The organism is Nostoc sp. UHCC 0252 (genome assembly GCF_034931145.1).
Taxonomy (GTDB): Bacteria; Cyanobacteriota; Cyanobacteriia; order Cyanobacteriales; family Nostocaceae; genus Nostoc.
Genome location: NZ_JAYGHE010000002.1, coordinates 1 through 15,805 on the forward strand (window position 1 = coordinate 1; position 15,805 = coordinate 15,805).

The 15,805-nt window shown below is 40.9% G+C and carries 10 protein-coding genes; 5 read left to right on the forward strand and 5 right to left on the reverse strand.

Translation table 11 applies throughout. The features are described 5' to 3' along the window. The first annotated feature begins 560 nt into the window (after positions 1–560). The 4 genes from VB732_RS01085 to VB732_RS01100 all read left to right on the forward strand — a co-directional run bounded on the left by VB732_RS01085 (position 561) and on the right by VB732_RS01100 (position 3,963). Positions 561–977 carry a hypothetical protein gene (locus tag VB732_RS01085; RefSeq protein ID WP_323228970.1) on the forward strand — a complete coding sequence of 139 codons (417 nt, stop codon included), beginning with the start codon at positions 561–563 and terminating at the stop codon, positions 975–977. 72 nt (positions 978–1,049) lie between these two features. Beyond that, entirely contained in the window at positions 1,050–1,274 is a 225-nt protein-coding gene (locus tag VB732_RS01090; RefSeq protein WP_323228971.1) for a hypothetical protein, read from the forward strand. Between the two features lie 1,058 nt (positions 1,275–2,332). Next, positions 2,333–3,352 (forward strand): RNA polymerase sigma factor, RpoD/SigA family, encoded by a 1,020-nt coding sequence (locus VB732_RS01095; RefSeq protein ID WP_323228972.1) that lies wholly within the window; start codon positions 2,333–2,335, stop codon positions 3,350–3,352. Positions 3,353–3,468: 116 nt separating this feature from the next. Then, the gene (locus VB732_RS01100; RefSeq protein WP_323228973.1) at positions 3,469–3,963 is read left to right on the forward strand and encodes an ureidoglycolate lyase; all 495 of its coding nucleotides are present in this window, start codon (positions 3,469–3,471) and stop codon (positions 3,961–3,963) included. A gap of 442 nt (positions 3,964–4,405) precedes the next feature. Here VB732_RS01100 and VB732_RS01105 read toward each other — a convergent pair whose 3' ends face one another. The 3 genes from VB732_RS01105 to VB732_RS01115 form a co-directional block, all read right to left on the reverse strand. Further along, positions 4,406–6,634, reverse strand: a complete 2,229-nt coding sequence (locus VB732_RS01105) for an EAL domain-containing protein (RefSeq protein WP_323228974.1) — start codon at positions 6,632–6,634, stop codon at positions 4,406–4,408. 618 nt (positions 6,635–7,252) lie between these two features. After that, the gene (locus VB732_RS01110; RefSeq protein WP_323228975.1) at positions 7,253–11,521 is read right to left on the reverse strand and encodes an ATP-binding protein; all 4,269 of its coding nucleotides are present in this window, start codon (positions 11,519–11,521) and stop codon (positions 7,253–7,255) included. A gap of 354 nt (positions 11,522–11,875) precedes the next feature. Beyond that, positions 11,876–12,022, reverse strand: coding sequence for a hypothetical protein (locus VB732_RS01115; RefSeq protein ID WP_323228976.1), 147 nt, complete (start codon positions 12,020–12,022; stop codon positions 11,876–11,878). Positions 12,023–12,640: 618 nt separating this feature from the next. Between VB732_RS01115 and VB732_RS01120 the strand changes: the two genes are divergently transcribed. Then, positions 12,641–13,009 (forward strand): hypothetical protein, encoded by a 369-nt coding sequence (locus tag VB732_RS01120; protein ID WP_323228977.1) that lies wholly within the window; start codon positions 12,641–12,643, stop codon positions 13,007–13,009. Positions 13,010–13,085: 76 nt separating this feature from the next. On the opposite strand, the gene VB732_RS01125 is transcribed toward VB732_RS01120, so the two are convergent. Then, positions 13,086–14,012 carry a phosphodiester glycosidase family protein gene (locus VB732_RS01125; RefSeq protein ID WP_323228978.1) on the reverse strand — a complete coding sequence of 309 codons (927 nt, stop codon included), beginning with the start codon at positions 14,010–14,012 and terminating at the stop codon, positions 13,086–13,088. 88 nt (positions 14,013–14,100) lie between these two features. Further along, on the reverse strand, positions 14,101–15,354 hold the full coding sequence (locus VB732_RS01130) for a DUF4912 domain-containing protein (protein ID WP_323228979.1): 1,254 nt from the start codon (positions 15,352–15,354) through the stop codon (positions 14,101–14,103). Positions 15,355–15,805 lie beyond the last annotated feature (451 nt).

Below are 15,805 nucleotides of genomic sequence, written 5' to 3' on the forward strand. Positions count from 1 at the left end.
GCCTTGTTTGTATTCTGCAATATACATAAAATACTTCATACACTTCTTCCAAATTTTTTATAACAGCACATTGTGTTACCTGTGTAAGCGTATAGTAACACGTATGAGAGAGAAACGGCTAGTAAGTAAGTCGGGACAATAAAACTAAACTATATGAAGAAAGGTAAACTGAGCTATAACCCCCTTCTCCTCAGCCTTTTTGGAATTCCTCTGCTGGAACTGAATATTCGAACTTCTGTCTGCATCCTAGTTTTCTTGGTGATAAATTTTACAAAAATATCACTTATTAATAATAAAAGTTTAGTATAATTTTATTTGTACAGGGAGATAAGTAGATAATAAGCGAGTACTAAGTTCTGACGTGGTTAGAGCATGGATTGCTTAACTGCCTTCTCTTAGACAAAAGTCTACATCTGACTTGCTTGACTTTGCTAGATTTTTAATTAAGTTTAGCTATATTTCTTGCTATCTGTGTTAATTTGAAGTACCCAAAACATACTGCTATTTTTTGGTTGCTTTATCTAGCTAATTCTAATTATTAAACCTTAAAAGATTGAATTATGAAATACTCTTCTATCACCTTAGCCTTTATGATTAGCTCACTCATTTTTACTCAGAGTGTCCACGCTAACCTGGAAAATGTTCCGATAACAACAGGCGAGCCTTTGAGGGAGCAGTTTCACGATCGCAATCAGGCTGGAGTTTTATTGACGGAACCAGCGACAATTACCACTACATGGAGTAATTTTACAGGACAGAGTAGTAATCCCCAACAAACTACTGAATCAATTTTGTTAGTACAGGAGCAAGGATGTCAAAAGATTAACCCGCTCGAATTCATCAATAATCCCGGTGCTTTCTTTAAGGAATGCCAGCTGCCAACAAATACTCCAAGTTCTCAAAGTACTGAGCCAATTGAGTATCTTAAGGTTCCTAAACTCGATTCTGGTATTCGGGTAACAGTTACTAAATTTTGATATAGGCATTTTTTGAGCCAGAGATTATTAATTTTTAATAGTGTAATTTATCTTAATAATTTACGTTAAAACATGGATGGAATATTTATGCTGGCTGCTTTAGCTCAAAGCAGAAAGGCTTTGCGAGAAGAACCGTGTTCTTTTCATGGACGCACGCCTGCATGTGTTTTAGCGATCGCAGAAGATCGTCATATTGCAATATATGTATCTATGGTTGATCCAGGCCCCCGCAATAATGGGCGAGGATTAGACAGGATGATTTTCGGCTTATTCGAGAAGTGGAAAATCAAGTTTTAGTATTTTCTAAGCAACTAAAGCAGAAACCGCTATATTTAAGCATTTTATGTAAAAATAAATACCAAAATCTAAACGTAGATTTTTTGTTTCAATAGGAAATTAGTAGCGATCACTACGGCGGCAAGCTACGCGGGTGCTGCTGTCTTGCCAAGTACTATCCTTGGTGCTAGTGTTACCACTGTTACTACTTTCATTCTAAAAATGTTTACAAGGAGAAACTTAGATTGATAATACCGTATTCAATGCAGATGTCTGCGTGGAGTATGACACAAGTACGATTGTCACAGATATTTGCTTCTTCGTTATCCTAAATGCCTAATACAAGTATTGAAGAAGAATTCAGAAGTCAGAACTCAGGAGTCAGAATTAATGAGTGGGGGATTCAGACCCACCACTCGATTATTGCACCACTAACTCGGAGATTTAGTGAGGGACTTAAACCCGTTTATTCATCCGCCACTCGCGCAGAATTCAATTCTGAATTCTGGCTACTGACTCCTGAATTCTATTCGTTGAACCATTGCTCACCATGTACCCAGCTTGATATGATTTGATTATCTAATAAAAAATAGAGGTAAATAAATATTTTGTCTTTTATTTAATGAATTCCACTTATTTAAAATTACATAGAAGTAGAAGCAGACTCTTAAAAGCTTATCATCTATATTATTTACTAGTTCTGAAATATGTTGGTATTTGCGGTTAGTAAAGTAAATTATTAGGAATAAAATACTTGCTTGGCAAAGCTTTCATTATTCTGGTTAACTACATTGCAATATTTAGCTAAACATGCAGTTTTTAATAAAAGCGGAGAGTAATTGCTTTAAAGGATTTGGTAATAATACTTTGGGTAATTGATTTGTGCCTGATGATAATGTTAGTATTAAGGAGTGGGTTGATTTTGGGTTTATTATCTCCAAGAATTGACTTGTAATGTATCATAGGCCAGAATTCATAAGTATTGCCAATTGATTGATTAGCAGTGTTAAATGGCTATGGGTCTGAATATCTAAACTTGATACCAATAAATTGATGAGGTTACAGAGGAGTAAATAACCATGAGCAACTTAACATCTCCACCTACCGAAGTTCAAAAAACGAAGAAAAAAAGTTTAGCCGCAGATAAAAAACCTCGATCTACAGATGATATTGTGCGTAGTTATCTGCAAGAGATCGGGCGTGTAGATTTGTTGACTCGTGAACAAGAGGTTATTTTTGCCCAACAAGTGCAGTTAATGATGAATTTATTAGCTGCTAAAGAAGAATTGGCTGTGAAATTAAACCATGAACCCACGCTGCAAGAGTGGGCAGATCAATTGGAGTTGGATGTTGAGCTACTAGAGCAACAGCTAAATCAAGGACATCAAGCCAAGCAAAAAATGATTCAGGCTAATCTCCGGTTAGTGGTAGCAGTGGCAAAGAAATACCAGCACCGGAATTTAGAATTTATGGATCTAATTCAAGAAGGTACTTTGGGTTTAGAGCGAGGGGTGGATAAATTTGATCCTGCTCTTGGTTATAAGTTCTCTACCTACGCTTACTGGTGGATTCGTCAAGGAATTACGCGAGCGATCGCTCAACAAGGACGGACAATTCGCTTACCGATCCACGTCTTTGAAAAACTGAACAAAATTAAACGGGTACAGCGAGAATTATCTCAACAGCTAGGTCGCGTTCCGACTACTGCTGAAATTGCGAATGCGTTATCTCTAACACCTAGCCAAGTTAGAGAGTGTTTGTATTTGGCTCGTCAACCTTTCTCGTTAGAAGCGCGAGTTGGCGAACAACAAGATACAGAATTACAAGACATCCTCGAAGATGATGGGCCTTCTCCTGAAGACTATGCTGTTGAAGAATCTCTCCACCAAGATTTACAAGACTTGTTGGCAAAATTGTCTCCGCAACAGCGAGAAATACTAACTCTGCGTTTTGGTCTGACTGATGGCTATGAACTTTCTTTAGCACAGATTGGCGATCGCATGGGTATTAGTCGAGAACGGGTACGTCAGATTGAGCAAAAAGCTCTTAGTCTCCTCCGACGACAAAAAGAACAAGTACGTAGTTATCTAGCTAGCTAAGATTATTTTTTCATAATTTAGCGCCTTGAAATTCTGGAATTCACCATAATTGTATGTATAAAATCCGGTTATTTTGAGGGAAAATAAACCAAAGTAATCTCTATCAAAGATTTTATATGGGTACATCAAAAACAGTGCAACAATTGCAAACGCAATGGGTGAATTCTGAAAACTTTCGGTCTTATGGACAGGTGATTTTTGCAAGTCTTGATGGCAAAAGTTACGATGTGGAAGATGCTCAGTTAAACCTGCAAAATGGGATTCCACGATTTTATATTATGCGGTTAGAGAAGAGAGGGCGAAAGTTTCACAAAATTACTCGCCATCAGCAATGCACTCAATGTTTAGGTTCTTTAGAAGGAAAGGATTGGTTAATTGCTGTTTGTCCTCCCCATAATGATGTGAATGAACCAGCATTAGAAGAAATTGCTGCTTTTCGCATTCCGGGGAATTGTTTTATTAAGCTACATGAGGGTACTTGGCACGCTGGGCCCTATTTTGACCATGAAGCTGTGGATTTTTATAATCTGGAATTAGCTGATACGAATGTAGTAGATCATTTCACTCATGATTTTTTTAAGAGTCATCAATTAGAGTTTGAAATGGTTTAGTAAATGTGTTTTCGTTCACAGGCGATCGCTGTATTCGTTTCATTTATAATAGTGCTTCTGGGTTAAGTTCAATACAGACCTAACCCCCAGCCCTTTCCCTTGTAGACTTATTTTAAGTAAATTTTATTTTTATTAAGAGACCATTTATAAAGTAAACCTAAAATTGTAGGGTGCGTTAAAGCAGCGCGTAACGCACCTAAAAATATGGTGTGTTACGGCTAAATTAGACTTTCTCAAACCCTCAAATTCCTAAACAGCCGTAACACACCCTACTTAATATTTACTTTATAAATAACCTCTAAGAGAGATCCGGGTAATGGATAGCCTTTTAGGAGAAAGACCAAAGCCGATTGCATCAAAACTTTAGTTTATATTGATTAAACGAACCGCCAAGTGCGCCAAAGGAGAAGGATCAATTATTAAGTGCTAATGAAAACTGTTGCTAAAAGAGAGATTTCGGGTCAACATCCTCACAACCCATCTGCACCACACAATTTCTTCCTTGTGCTTTTGCCTGGTAGAGTCCCTGGTCAGCAGCAGCAATTAAGGTTGCGGGAGATAATTGGTCATGAGGAGTAATGGTTGCCACACCAAGACTTAGAGTGATGAATTCATTGGCTTGGGAATGGGGATGAAGCATTTTTAATGCACTAATATTAGTCTGAATACTTCTTGCAACTGCAATAGCCCCTTCCAAATCAGTATTCGGCAAAATAACTGCAAACTCTTCTCCACCATAACGAGCAACTAAATCAGTAGGGCGTTTAACAGTTTCAGAGATTGTCTTAGCAACCTGTCTGAGTGCATCATCTCCTGCTAGATGTCCATGCGTGTCGTTGTAAAGCTTAAAGTAATCGACATCACACAAAATTAAAGATAGCGAACTTTGCTCTCGTGCCAATCTTTGCCACTGTGCATTGAATGTGTCATCAAAGCAGCGCCGATTTGCCACTTGAGTCAGACCATCCGAACAGGCAAGACGCTGTAATTCCTGGTTTGCTTGTTGTAATTGGTGGTAAAGTTCTGATTGCTGAATAGCGATCGCAGCTTGTCCCGCTAACTGGTTAAATAAGTTAATCTCCGATTGCTGCCATTGTCTGGTATCACGGCATTGGTGAGCAATCAATAGTCCCCATAAACGCTCTTTCTGCAATATAGGTACGACAAGGTTTGCCCGGATTTGTAAACTCCGCAGGAGGTCAACATGACACTGCGATAGTCCCGCATTTTCAACGTCTTCTATGGCTCTAGTGTTACCTTGTTGAAAGTAAACTGCACGGGTAGGTTGAAAGCACTTGTCCATAACGTGAAATCCTAAAATGGACATGCACTCTTCTGCTAAGGATTCTACAGCTACTAAACCACTCCAGTCTGGCTCAAACCGATAAATTACTACTCGGTCTACCTCAAAGAGTTGCCGTATCTCATCTACCGTGGTTTGTAAAATCTCGTCTAACTCTAATGATTGTCGAATTCGCTGTGTCACAGCCGCGACAATTCGCTCGGACTCATTTTGGTGTTGAACATGCTGCTTGACCAGCTTACGATCTGCCGATGCTACATTTAACGCGATCGCCTCAAAGTGAGGTGTTGTTGTAACAGGCACTGCACTGGGTTGAGCAATCAAATAGCCTTGAGCAAGAGTTGCACCTCTTTCTCGCAGCCAGTTCAATTCCTCAATAGACTCAATCCCTTCAGCAACAGTCTGAATGTTTAACTTTTGCGTAATTTCTAGAAGTTTCTCGGTAATTGAGGCTTTGTATAGGTCTTGATGCACATCTCGAATTAACTCCATATCCAACTTGATAAAGTCTGGACGTAACTGATGCAGCAAGTTTAAGCTGGAATAGCCAGAACCAAGATCGTCAAGAGCAATTAAAAACCCACTGTCTCGGTAGTATTGAAGCACAGCTTTCAGGTGGGCTAAATCTTGAGGATTGTCTGACTCCACAACTTCAAAAACAATCCGCTCATGAGAGATACCTGCTCTATCAATTGCCTCTACCGTACTACGTAGACAAAAAGCTGGATCATAAAGTGACGTTGGTGCAAAATTGATGAAAATATGGCCGCTCACTTGATGGCGGCTGATTTGAGTGATTGCGCTGAGGCGAGCAATTTGGTCGACTTGGGGTATTAGTCCGGCTTCGGTTGCTAACTCCAGAATTGACCCTGGTAGGATTAAATTTCCTTGTTCATCTAACCCTCGCAAGAGCGATTCATATCCATAAATCTGCGATGTATCTTTAATTGAAACAATTGCTTGAAAATAACTAGTGAATCGTTCCTTTACCAGCATTTCAATCAACCAATCGGACTGGTTGAATTTAATGAAGCGTTGTAATGAAGTTATATCACTAAAATCATGGAGTTGAGGTTGGACATCGCCTCGAATAAAAAGAACTTGCGTCTCTTTTAATTCTCTTGGTGCAAGAAGTTGCGCCAGATTACGGGCAATTTCTTGAGACTGTCCAGGTCTACAGTTCAAACTCAAACCTGGACGCTTATACATCAGTTCATACTTTAGGGCTACCTGCTGTAAATAGGAGGTGACTTTTTTTAGGGTATGTGGAACGGGGAACCAGAGAAAGAGCCTGCCTGCCTCCTTAGTCTGGCAGCGTGCAACATTGCGACAAGCACAGGTTGTGGAGATAGGACATATTTGGCTCATAGCTAACTACTTTGTTCAATCCAATTTATTCTATTATTCCCATTATTTTTAATGTAAAAGATAAACTAAGCTTCAAATACATGAAGATTTGATGAGTTCTGTAAGTTGAAAAATTTAGCTTATCAAGTAACTAATTAACACATTTATCTCTTTGTATAAAGTTTCAATTAATTTGCAATGTTTTTTAGCAATGGAACAACTAAAAAATATTGCAAATTAATGGTTTAATATCAAGTCCGGGTGATTACTTATAATAAAATCTTTGAATGTAGGTTGGTTGAACGGTAGTGAAACCCAACATGAGCAAGGATCAAGCGTTGGGTTTTGTTCCTCAACCCAACCTACAGATGTTATAAGTATTTAACCGGACATGATATAAGTTAGAAAATCAAGTTAAAATAGTAAAAGTTTTAGCAAAATTAATTTATCAATTTCGCTAGATAAAAATCTGAAATACTTTTTTTAGTACGCAAATATATAGCCAAAATGCTTATTTTCAGGTAAATGAATGCGTAGGGGTCAATACGCTTGGGTTAAGGGCTACTGGCAAAAATTTTTGGTTTTGAGACGCGATAAATCGCCGTCTCTACAAGTATTTTTTTAATTGTTTTTGGCGACTCAGATACTTGCATTCCTGCCAATCAGAGTTGCAATTGCCTTGACTAACTCATCTGGTTCGACGGGTTTAGATAAATGCTTTTGAAATCCTGATTCTAGTGCTTGTTGCTGGTTGATTTCTCCAGCATAAGCAGTTAAAGCGATCGCAGGAATTTGTTTAGCTTGCTTTCCCTGCAATACTCTAACTTGGCGCATCAGCATATAGCCGTCTGTCTCTGGCATTCCAATATCACTGAGCAAAACATCTGGTTCTGACTCTGCAAGTACTTGCAGTGCTTCTTGTGCTGATGCCGCAGCAATTACCCTTGCACCAGCCTGTTCTAGGACAAATGTGTGGAACTCACGGGTATCATCGTCATCGTCCACTACTAAGATTTGGATGCCTGTAAGGATTTCATCTGGAGAAGAGGGATTTAAAGGATCAATACTTATCTGTTGTTTTGAGGTTAAATCTTTTTTGATCAAGGGAAGCCTAATTGTAAAAATAGCTCCTTGCCCTTCCCCTAAACTTTCTGCCCAAATCGTGCCACCATGTAATTCGACCAAATGACGGACAATTGCTAACCCTAGCCCCAAACCACCAAATTTTCGGGTTGTCGTGCCATCAGCTTGACGAAAATATTCAAATACATAAGGGATAAAGTCAGGGTTGATCCCCTTACCTGTGTCGCTGACGGTAATTTGAGCTTGAGTATCAATGCGTTCCAGTTGAATATTTATTTGTCCTCCTTCAGGAGTGAATTTGACGGCATTCGATAATAGATTCCAAATTACTTGTTGTAAACGACCGGAATCACCCAAAACTTGCCCCAAAGAAGCATCCAGCATTGTCTGAATGTGAATATCTTTAGCCTCTGCTGCCAAACGTATTGTCTCCAATCCCGCCTCAATCACCAGTACTAAATTGACGGGAAACATCTTTAGGTTGAGCTTACCTTGTAAGATCCGAGAGACATCAAGCAAATCTTCAATTAGTTGAGCTTGTAATTTAGCATTGCGCTCAATGGTTGCGATCGCTTTCTTGATCTCTGCTGCCTGAAATTCGCGGGTTTGTAAGAGTCTTGCCCAACCAAGAATGGGATTAAGAGGCGATCGCAATTCATGGGAAAGTACCGCCAAAAACTCATCTTTAATCCGGTTAGCTGTTTCGGCTTCAGTTCTGGCAGCTTGCTCAAGTTTCAAGAGGCGATCGCGTTCGGCTTCTGCATTCTTGCGTTCTGTAATGTCAATTACTGAGCCGATGTAACCTTTAAATTCACCATCCACCCCAAACCAAGGATTCGCAGCATCGATTATCCAGCGATACACACCGTCTTTGCGCCGTAAGCGGTACTCTATACGGAAAGCCGAGCAGTGCCTGGCAGCTTCCAAAAAAACATTCCTAGCCTCATCGTAATCTTCTGGATGTACGGCGTTTAACCAGCCAAATCCCAGACCTGTTTCTTCGTTTTGATCGGTAAAGTCGTACCAGCTTTTACTGAGATAGGTGCAGTAATTGTTGCTATCTGTTACCCAAACCATGAAGGGGGCGTTGTCAGCCATGTTGCGGAACTGTTCTTCGCTTTCACGAAGGGCTTTCTCTGCCTGTTTGCGATCGCTGATCTCTGTAACAAAAATGCTTACTCCTTCGCCAAAGGGGTAGACGCGATTCTCGAACCAGCGTTGCCAAGCAGGATAAAAGTATTCAAACTGAACAGATGTCTGTTGTGCGATTGCCCGATGAACTTGGGTATAAAACTCGCTTTTGGCGACATCTGGAAACACTTCCCAAATGATCCTACCTAGCAACTCTTCTTTTTGGATACCGACAACTTCTGCTACGCGATCGTTGACAAAGGTATAACGCCAGTCTCGATCTAAGACAAAAAACTGGTCTTGAATGCCAGCTAGGACTGTCTCTAAGTGTGCTTTTGCAACCTCAGCTTCAATCCGTAGCCCTTGCTCTGTTTGCATTGCTTCCTCGCGGAGACGAGCCATTTTTAGGGCTGCCTCTACCCGCGCCAACAATTCACGGGCAGAGAACGGTTTAATTAAGTAATCATCAGCTCCCGCTTCTAATCCTTCCACCCGCGCCTCTTCCCCCGCCCGCGCCGATAGCAGAATGATTGGAACTTTGTTTGTCTGCGGATTAGCCCGTAATTCTTGCAGCAGTCCAAAACCATCTAATCCAGGCATCATTACGTCCGTCAGTACCAAATCTGGGACACGCCCACGAGCCGAATCCAAAGCAGCTAAACCGTCCGCCACTGATTCCACCTCATACTGCTGACTTAACAGCCGCTTGACATAATCGCGCATGTCTGCGTTGTCGTCAGCCAGGAGAATTCGGGAAATTGGGGATCGGGGATTAGGGATTGGGGGTTGGGAAAACTCTTGCCCAGTTTCCCATTTTCTCAGTTCTCTTTTCCCAGTCCCCAGTTCCCAGTCCCCAGCCCCTTCTTCCGGTAGCCAACGCAAGGCTTCTTCTAGATAAGGTGTTGCACCTAATGCAGTTGAAGTTAAGGTTCGAGGGGCACTAATTCGGTCTGGCGGTAAATGAGCATATCCCGTCGGAATTGATACAGTAAAGCAACTGCCTGCTCCTATAACACTGGTTACTTTGACTGTCCCGCCATGCATTTGCACCAATTCTTGCACCAGTGACAATCCAATTCCTGACCCTTCAAAAGTGCGTCCTTGCGCCCCTTTGACGCGGTGGAATCGTTTAAAAAGGTGGGGAATTTCTTCTGCTGGAATGCCGATTCCTGTATCTTGGACTGCAAACTCAACGCGATCGCTTGTCCACTGCAAACTGACTGAGATTTTTCCAGCCATCGTAAACTTGAATGCATTCGATAGCAGGTTAAGAACAATCTTTTCCCACATTTCCCGATCTACATACACTGGTGCGGGAAGGGAAGGACAATTGACCAATAATTGCATCTCTGCGCGTTCTACTGCTGAACGAAATACACTAGCTAGTTCTGCGGTGAAACTACCTAAATCGGTGGGTTCATAAGAAGCTTGAACCCGTCCGGCTTCGATGCGCGAGAAATCTAGGAGGCTGTTGACTAGTTTGAGCAGGCGGAGTCCATTCCGTTGCACCATTTCTAACTGCTCTCGTTCTCTGGCTGGCAGTAGGTTGGCACAATTAATTAAGGTTTCCTCTAATGGGCCCAACATCAAAGTCAGGGGAGTACGAAACTCGTGGCTAACGTTGCTGAAAAAGACAGTTTTAGCACGATCAATTTCTGCCAAAGCTTGGGCGCGTTTGCGTTCTTCCTCGTAAGCTTGGGCGTTGGCAATGCTGGCTGCAATTTGAGCCGCAACCAAATCGATGAATCTTTTATAATTATCGTCGAATAGCCTGAAAGGATTCAACCCAACAATTAATATACCAGCTTTTCCTGTCTGACCTGATGGGGCAATTGGCACTGCGATCGCTTGATGGGGCGATCGCTGCCAAACACCAGAAGGTAAGCTACTAAAAGACACTTCCAAATCAGAAATCAGTGTTGCCTGATGCGTTCTAATGACTTCCGCAAAGGGCCAAACTGAATCAGCATCAAGATCGACTCTTTCAGGAACTGCTACATGATTTTTTTCAATCCGGCATGTTCCAGCCAGAAAAACTTGCTGTTCATCTGGATCGACCAGATAAATCATTGCAAAAGGCAAATCGTAAGGGTTGCTCTCTAGACAACTGGCACTCAGTGTACAGGCTTGGTCGAATGTCCGCGCGTCTACTGTTCTAGCCGCTAGTTCGCGCAAAAGTGCCAACTGACGCTCCCCAATGATGCGTTGAGTGTCCTCTGTATTGGCACAGATTATCCCGCCTGTTTCGCCTTGGTCATTAGGAACCGGGCTATATGAAAAAGTATAATAAGTTTCTTCAGGGTAGCCGTTGCGCTCCATAATTAGCAGCAGCGCTTCGTCGTAAGTACCCTCATTCTTCACCATCGCTGATTCGACGCGAGGCCCAACCTGATCCCATATTTCCCGCCACACATAAGAAGCTGGCTGCCCCAGTCCTTCTGGATGTTTGCCGCCAATAATAGCCTTGTAAGGGTCATTGTAAAGGTTGATGAGTTCCTCGCCCCACCAGACAAACATCGGTTGGCGGCAAGTTAGCATAATCCGCACGGCAGTTTTTAAACTCTGTGGCCACTGCTGTGTTGCGCCAAGGGAGGTTTTTGACCAGTCCCATTCTCGCATCCTAGCGCCCATTTCGCCCCCACCGAGAAGGAAATTTACGTCGGCGTTACTTGCTGACGTTGACTCGTTCTTCATTAATTTCTCTCGATTGGTCATGGGTCGGTTACAGGCTACATCTGTGGTCGTCTTTTGTCAAATATCCTCTAAAATTAGACGTTTGCTCCTAAACACTCATTTTAGAGGATATTTAAATTCACATGCACATATATCGTAAAATGTCAATACCGTGACTTTTCAAAGCATTGAAATCGTCTTTTAGGGGTAAGTTGCTGTTTTAGCTATCTTCTATTGTCAGCTTTATATGACCAATATTTCAAGCTACCAAGACCAGTTGGCATTTAGAACTCACAAAGCCTACTCCTCTTTTGGGAAGTCTGTTTTCCTAAGAATTTAAGTTCGTTCACTTAACTCCTTGAGTTGATTACTAATTCACTGTATTCTTAAAGGATAAAGTCTTACATCTCCATTTTCCCAACCGTTAATTGTAAGAAAATTAACACCAAACTCGGCCGCAAAGTTTTCTTGATACATTAACTCTTGCCACAGGGCACGAATTAGTTTATCAATATTAGCCACAAGTAAGCTTACCCTGCGAGCCATATATATTAAAGTTCATAAAGCATTATATATTACCAATTTTTACGGCAAAATGCCCTTTTGCGTCTACTACTCTTCAGATAGAGATTCTGAACTCAAATCAGAGCATTACAATCTCTATCATAACTTTAAATTATCATTTTAAGAAACAAGAATATTTGATTTTATTCCATAAGTCGCTTTATCCTGAAATTAGTAAAGATTTGGACTTATATAGGGTTCCTATTTGATTTTTAAACAAGACTCGGTACGGATGTATCCCTTATTTTCTTTCCAATTCCCAATTCCCAACCCACGCAAGTAAATATGGCTACGCCACGCTGCGCGAAGAGGAATCAAACCGGATTCCTATAGTTTTGCATAAGTTTTATGAGTAATATCATGTCCGGCAAATTACTTGTAATATGTCATTGCGAATGCAACGAAGTGGAATGTTCGCGTAGCGTCTCGTAGAGATAGCAATCGCAAGGCTTTTGGGATTGCTTCTCTTCGTACCCTGCGGGAACGCCAAGGGCGGTACGCAATGACAATTATTTAACCGGACATGATATAAACTTACCTTTCAACTTTGATAAAATAAAGAAGGAGAATAGCTAAATGCTAGATCAGCAGATTGATTGCCTCAGCAGACCGAAGACAAGTGCAATGATTATGAAACTTTTCCAAATCACTCTAGTCGTCTTAGTCCTTTTAATCAACTTAGCAGTTGCTTTCCGCTCGTGGGCAGAAAAAGCACCTTCTTTAACTAGCAATCCTGATTACTTTCAAGTAGGGCAAAAAGTTATTTGGCTTTACAAGGCTCGTGCGGATTCTAGCGATGTCCAAAGAATTCCTGCCGAAGTAGTTCAGTTAAGTTCTAAGCAAGTACAAATTAAGGTATACAAACATAACCATGAATTTGTAAATCGTTGGGTAAATCCAAACAAGCTTGAAAATTTGCAAAAAATTAAAGAGTCAGTATTCTAAAATTTAGTTATCTATATAAAAGTAAATTTACTACAGATAGTGTAAATTAAATTACCATTAATGATTTGCAAACATTTTATTTTTTGTAAATCAAAAAAACTGAACCAATCGGCCCAAAATTTTCTACATAAGTTTTCTGGTTATAATACAATCCCGGAGACATGCCTCCATCAAATAAAATCCCTTCTTGAATTTTACCTAAACAGTTATTGCTAGCAATGCCTTGTAGGACATTATCAAACATATCTGGCAATAACTCTTGATTAAGTTGGGATAATTCAATTTCTGAATTAGCTTTCAAGTCATTAACTAATAATATTACATAGCCTCGATCGGTGATAGCTGCCAGAGAGCGATTGGTTGCATTTTTACAAGCAAATTCTCCCAAATCTTGACAAATATCTTTAAACTTACCCTGACGGTAGAATCTGCCATTACCGCCCACCAAATTATAATTGAGAATATCACTTTTTCTTCTGCCAGCTTGAATAGTAGCCTGTCGCTGATTGGGCGCACCTCCTGATATCCCAAAGGAAGAACGCTTATTTTTAAATGCTCCTGAATACTCTACACCACGAGAGATATTTAAGCCTTGTGGTTTATCATCAGTATCTATGTAGTCGGCATTAATTGCGGCAATGGGTAACTGTCCGTTTAGTTTCGCATTTTCATCACCGATAAGTTCACGGAACTGCTTTGGTACATATTCTTTACGGAGTTTCCCTCTTGCATCTTTGGCGTAGAGTTTATGAGATAGACCGACATTGACTTTGAAATCTAATTCTGCTGATTTGGGATTAAAAATAATTACATTGTTAATCCCTTTGGGACTTTTTTTACCTTGATTATTGGTTTTAAAAAAATCAATACTGAATTTAGCATCTTTGCCAGGACAAGTTTTAGATGCTTTAGGGGCTGAATTTGCTTCAATCTCTTGACAACCTGATAATAAGCTTGCACCAATTATCAAGATAAATAACAAAAATAATTTTTTTGTAGACATAGTAATGCAAAAAAAACCGCTACAGAATTACTATAGCGGGGAATAATTTAAAATTTAAGTCTGGAATAATGAATCTGATAACCAAAACTTAAGAGAACCATTCAACAACAGCTTCTTCTTTAGTGTTGGTATTACGAGATGGTGTCTCACGGTTAAATTTCATCTGAATTGACCGGGTTTGTTCACCATCAGCAGCTACAGCCAAAATCGGATAGTCAATTAAACCATCTTGGAAGGACATCTGGAAGCGGAATGTGCCATCTGGATTTAGCTGAATTGGACGGCCGCCAATAGTTACGGTAGCATCGGGTTCGGTTGCACCGTAAACTATTAACTCAGCATCGGCAATTAACCAGAACTGGCGCGGACGCACTGGGACGGCGGAAGCAGAGAAGCCAACACCTGACATTCCTGCACCGGAAGCGGTTAAACCAGAGACGGTAGGAACTGCCCACATACCCACACCAGATGGGAAAATGTAGGAACTAAGGGATTGCACTGCACCTGATACTTGATGCTGGGAACCGAAGATAGAACCAGCAACCCGTTGTGCTTCGGCAGATTCCGCTAAACCAAAGATTTGGTCGTAGATAGGATTGCCGTTGCCATTGACAACAGCATTACCATTAGCGGTAGCTGCAACTTTCTTGGCAGGTGGAACTAGTTCGTACTGAGTCTTACCACGTAAATCTTCTTCAAAGTTGACAGTGATGAAGACATCTTCAATCCAGTCAGAAGGATAGACGGGAGGAATATGTACTCTAGCAGAACGAGCGAGTACTAACCAGCGACCATCAGCAGCACGATAGCCGATATCTATCACATAATCGCGATCGCTAACTGGAACTGGTAAATACCATTCTCTAGCTAGTTCATCAGCAGGATATTCTTGAATGCTGTGGGGGCTTTGGTATTCGATATTGATGTCGCTGACATCATAAATCCGTAGTGCTAGTTGTTGTCCCCCTTGGCGGCGCAGTTCCTGTTTATGTTCATTGGGGATATCCCAGTAAGTGTAAGCCCACTGAGGATCACGCGGTAATAGGACAATCCGGCTTTCACCATAGCCAGAAGGCAAATCTGCGAGTCCTTCATCAACATCAGCTAGAGATCCACCTGTACGATCTTCCTGACCTAATTCAAACTTAGCAGCTTCCACGGTTTCTTGAGCCTCCAATGAACGAGATGGACTGAGCAAAGTTTTGCTGCGCTGTACTTCTAAAATTGATGCCAGCAATTGTGATTTACGCATTCGGCTATAGCGAGAGATGCTATATTCGCTAGCAACTTTTCGTAGTTGGCGTAAGGTCATCTCCTCTAGTGGCGGGCGTTCTTTTGCCATTAATTTGGCCTCCAGTAGTGTAAGCGGTAAATGATTTCCCCTGGTTAAAGAATGCTATATAAAATCTCATCCACATCCAGATGAATTTCTTATTCCTGACTCCTGGTTTTGCCCAGTTTTAAGTTTTTTAATCTGTTTTTAAATTGAGGTAACTTCTAACCAATTCCTGGTTATACCAAAATTAGCATTTCTTTGGGATCGGAGAAGTTCGTTTTGTTAAGTCAATATTAACCACTAAGCATATCTAGGGATCAAGGGGTAAGAAGTAGGCTTTTTGGCTGTTTCACGAATTTATAAGCCTTTTTGGGATCGTAATGTCATGATTTCCTGACATTACTGGTTGGCTTGATGTCCAGATAACAGCGAAAATGTCAGAATTCCATGACATTAAATATTGGGCGTAATTTGAGAGTTATAATTGATTGACTTATAAGTAAGTTAGCAAAAAAGC

What these genes read in the sequence shown, in the direction of transcription:
- VB732_RS01130 (WP_323228979.1), bottom strand. Translation starts at nt 15,354, where the DNA reads ATGGCAAAAGAACGCCCGCCACTAGAGGAGATGACCTTACGCCAACTA.
- VB732_RS01095 (WP_323228972.1), top strand. Translation starts at nt 2,333, where the DNA reads ATGAGCAACTTAACATCTCCACCTACCGAAGTTCAAAAAACGAAGAAA.
- VB732_RS01085 (WP_323228970.1), top strand. Translation starts at nt 561, where the DNA reads ATGAAATACTCTTCTATCACCTTAGCCTTTATGATTAGCTCACTCATT.
- VB732_RS01100 (WP_323228973.1), top strand. Translation starts at nt 3,469, where the DNA reads ATGGGTACATCAAAAACAGTGCAACAATTGCAAACGCAATGGGTGAAT.
- VB732_RS01125 (WP_323228978.1), bottom strand. Translation starts at nt 14,012, where the DNA reads ATGTCTACAAAAAAATTATTTTTGTTATTTATCTTGATAATTGGTGCA.
- VB732_RS01105 (WP_323228974.1), bottom strand. Translation starts at nt 6,634, where the DNA reads ATGAGCCAAATATGTCCTATCTCCACAACCTGTGCTTGTCGCAATGTT.
- VB732_RS01090 (WP_323228971.1), top strand. Translation starts at nt 1,050, where the DNA reads ATGGATGGAATATTTATGCTGGCTGCTTTAGCTCAAAGCAGAAAGGCT.
- VB732_RS01110 (WP_323228975.1), bottom strand. Translation starts at nt 11,521, where the DNA reads ATGAAGAACGAGTCAACGTCAGCAAGTAACGCCGACGTAAATTTCCTT.
- VB732_RS01120 (WP_323228977.1), top strand. Translation starts at nt 12,641, where the DNA reads ATGCTAGATCAGCAGATTGATTGCCTCAGCAGACCGAAGACAAGTGCA.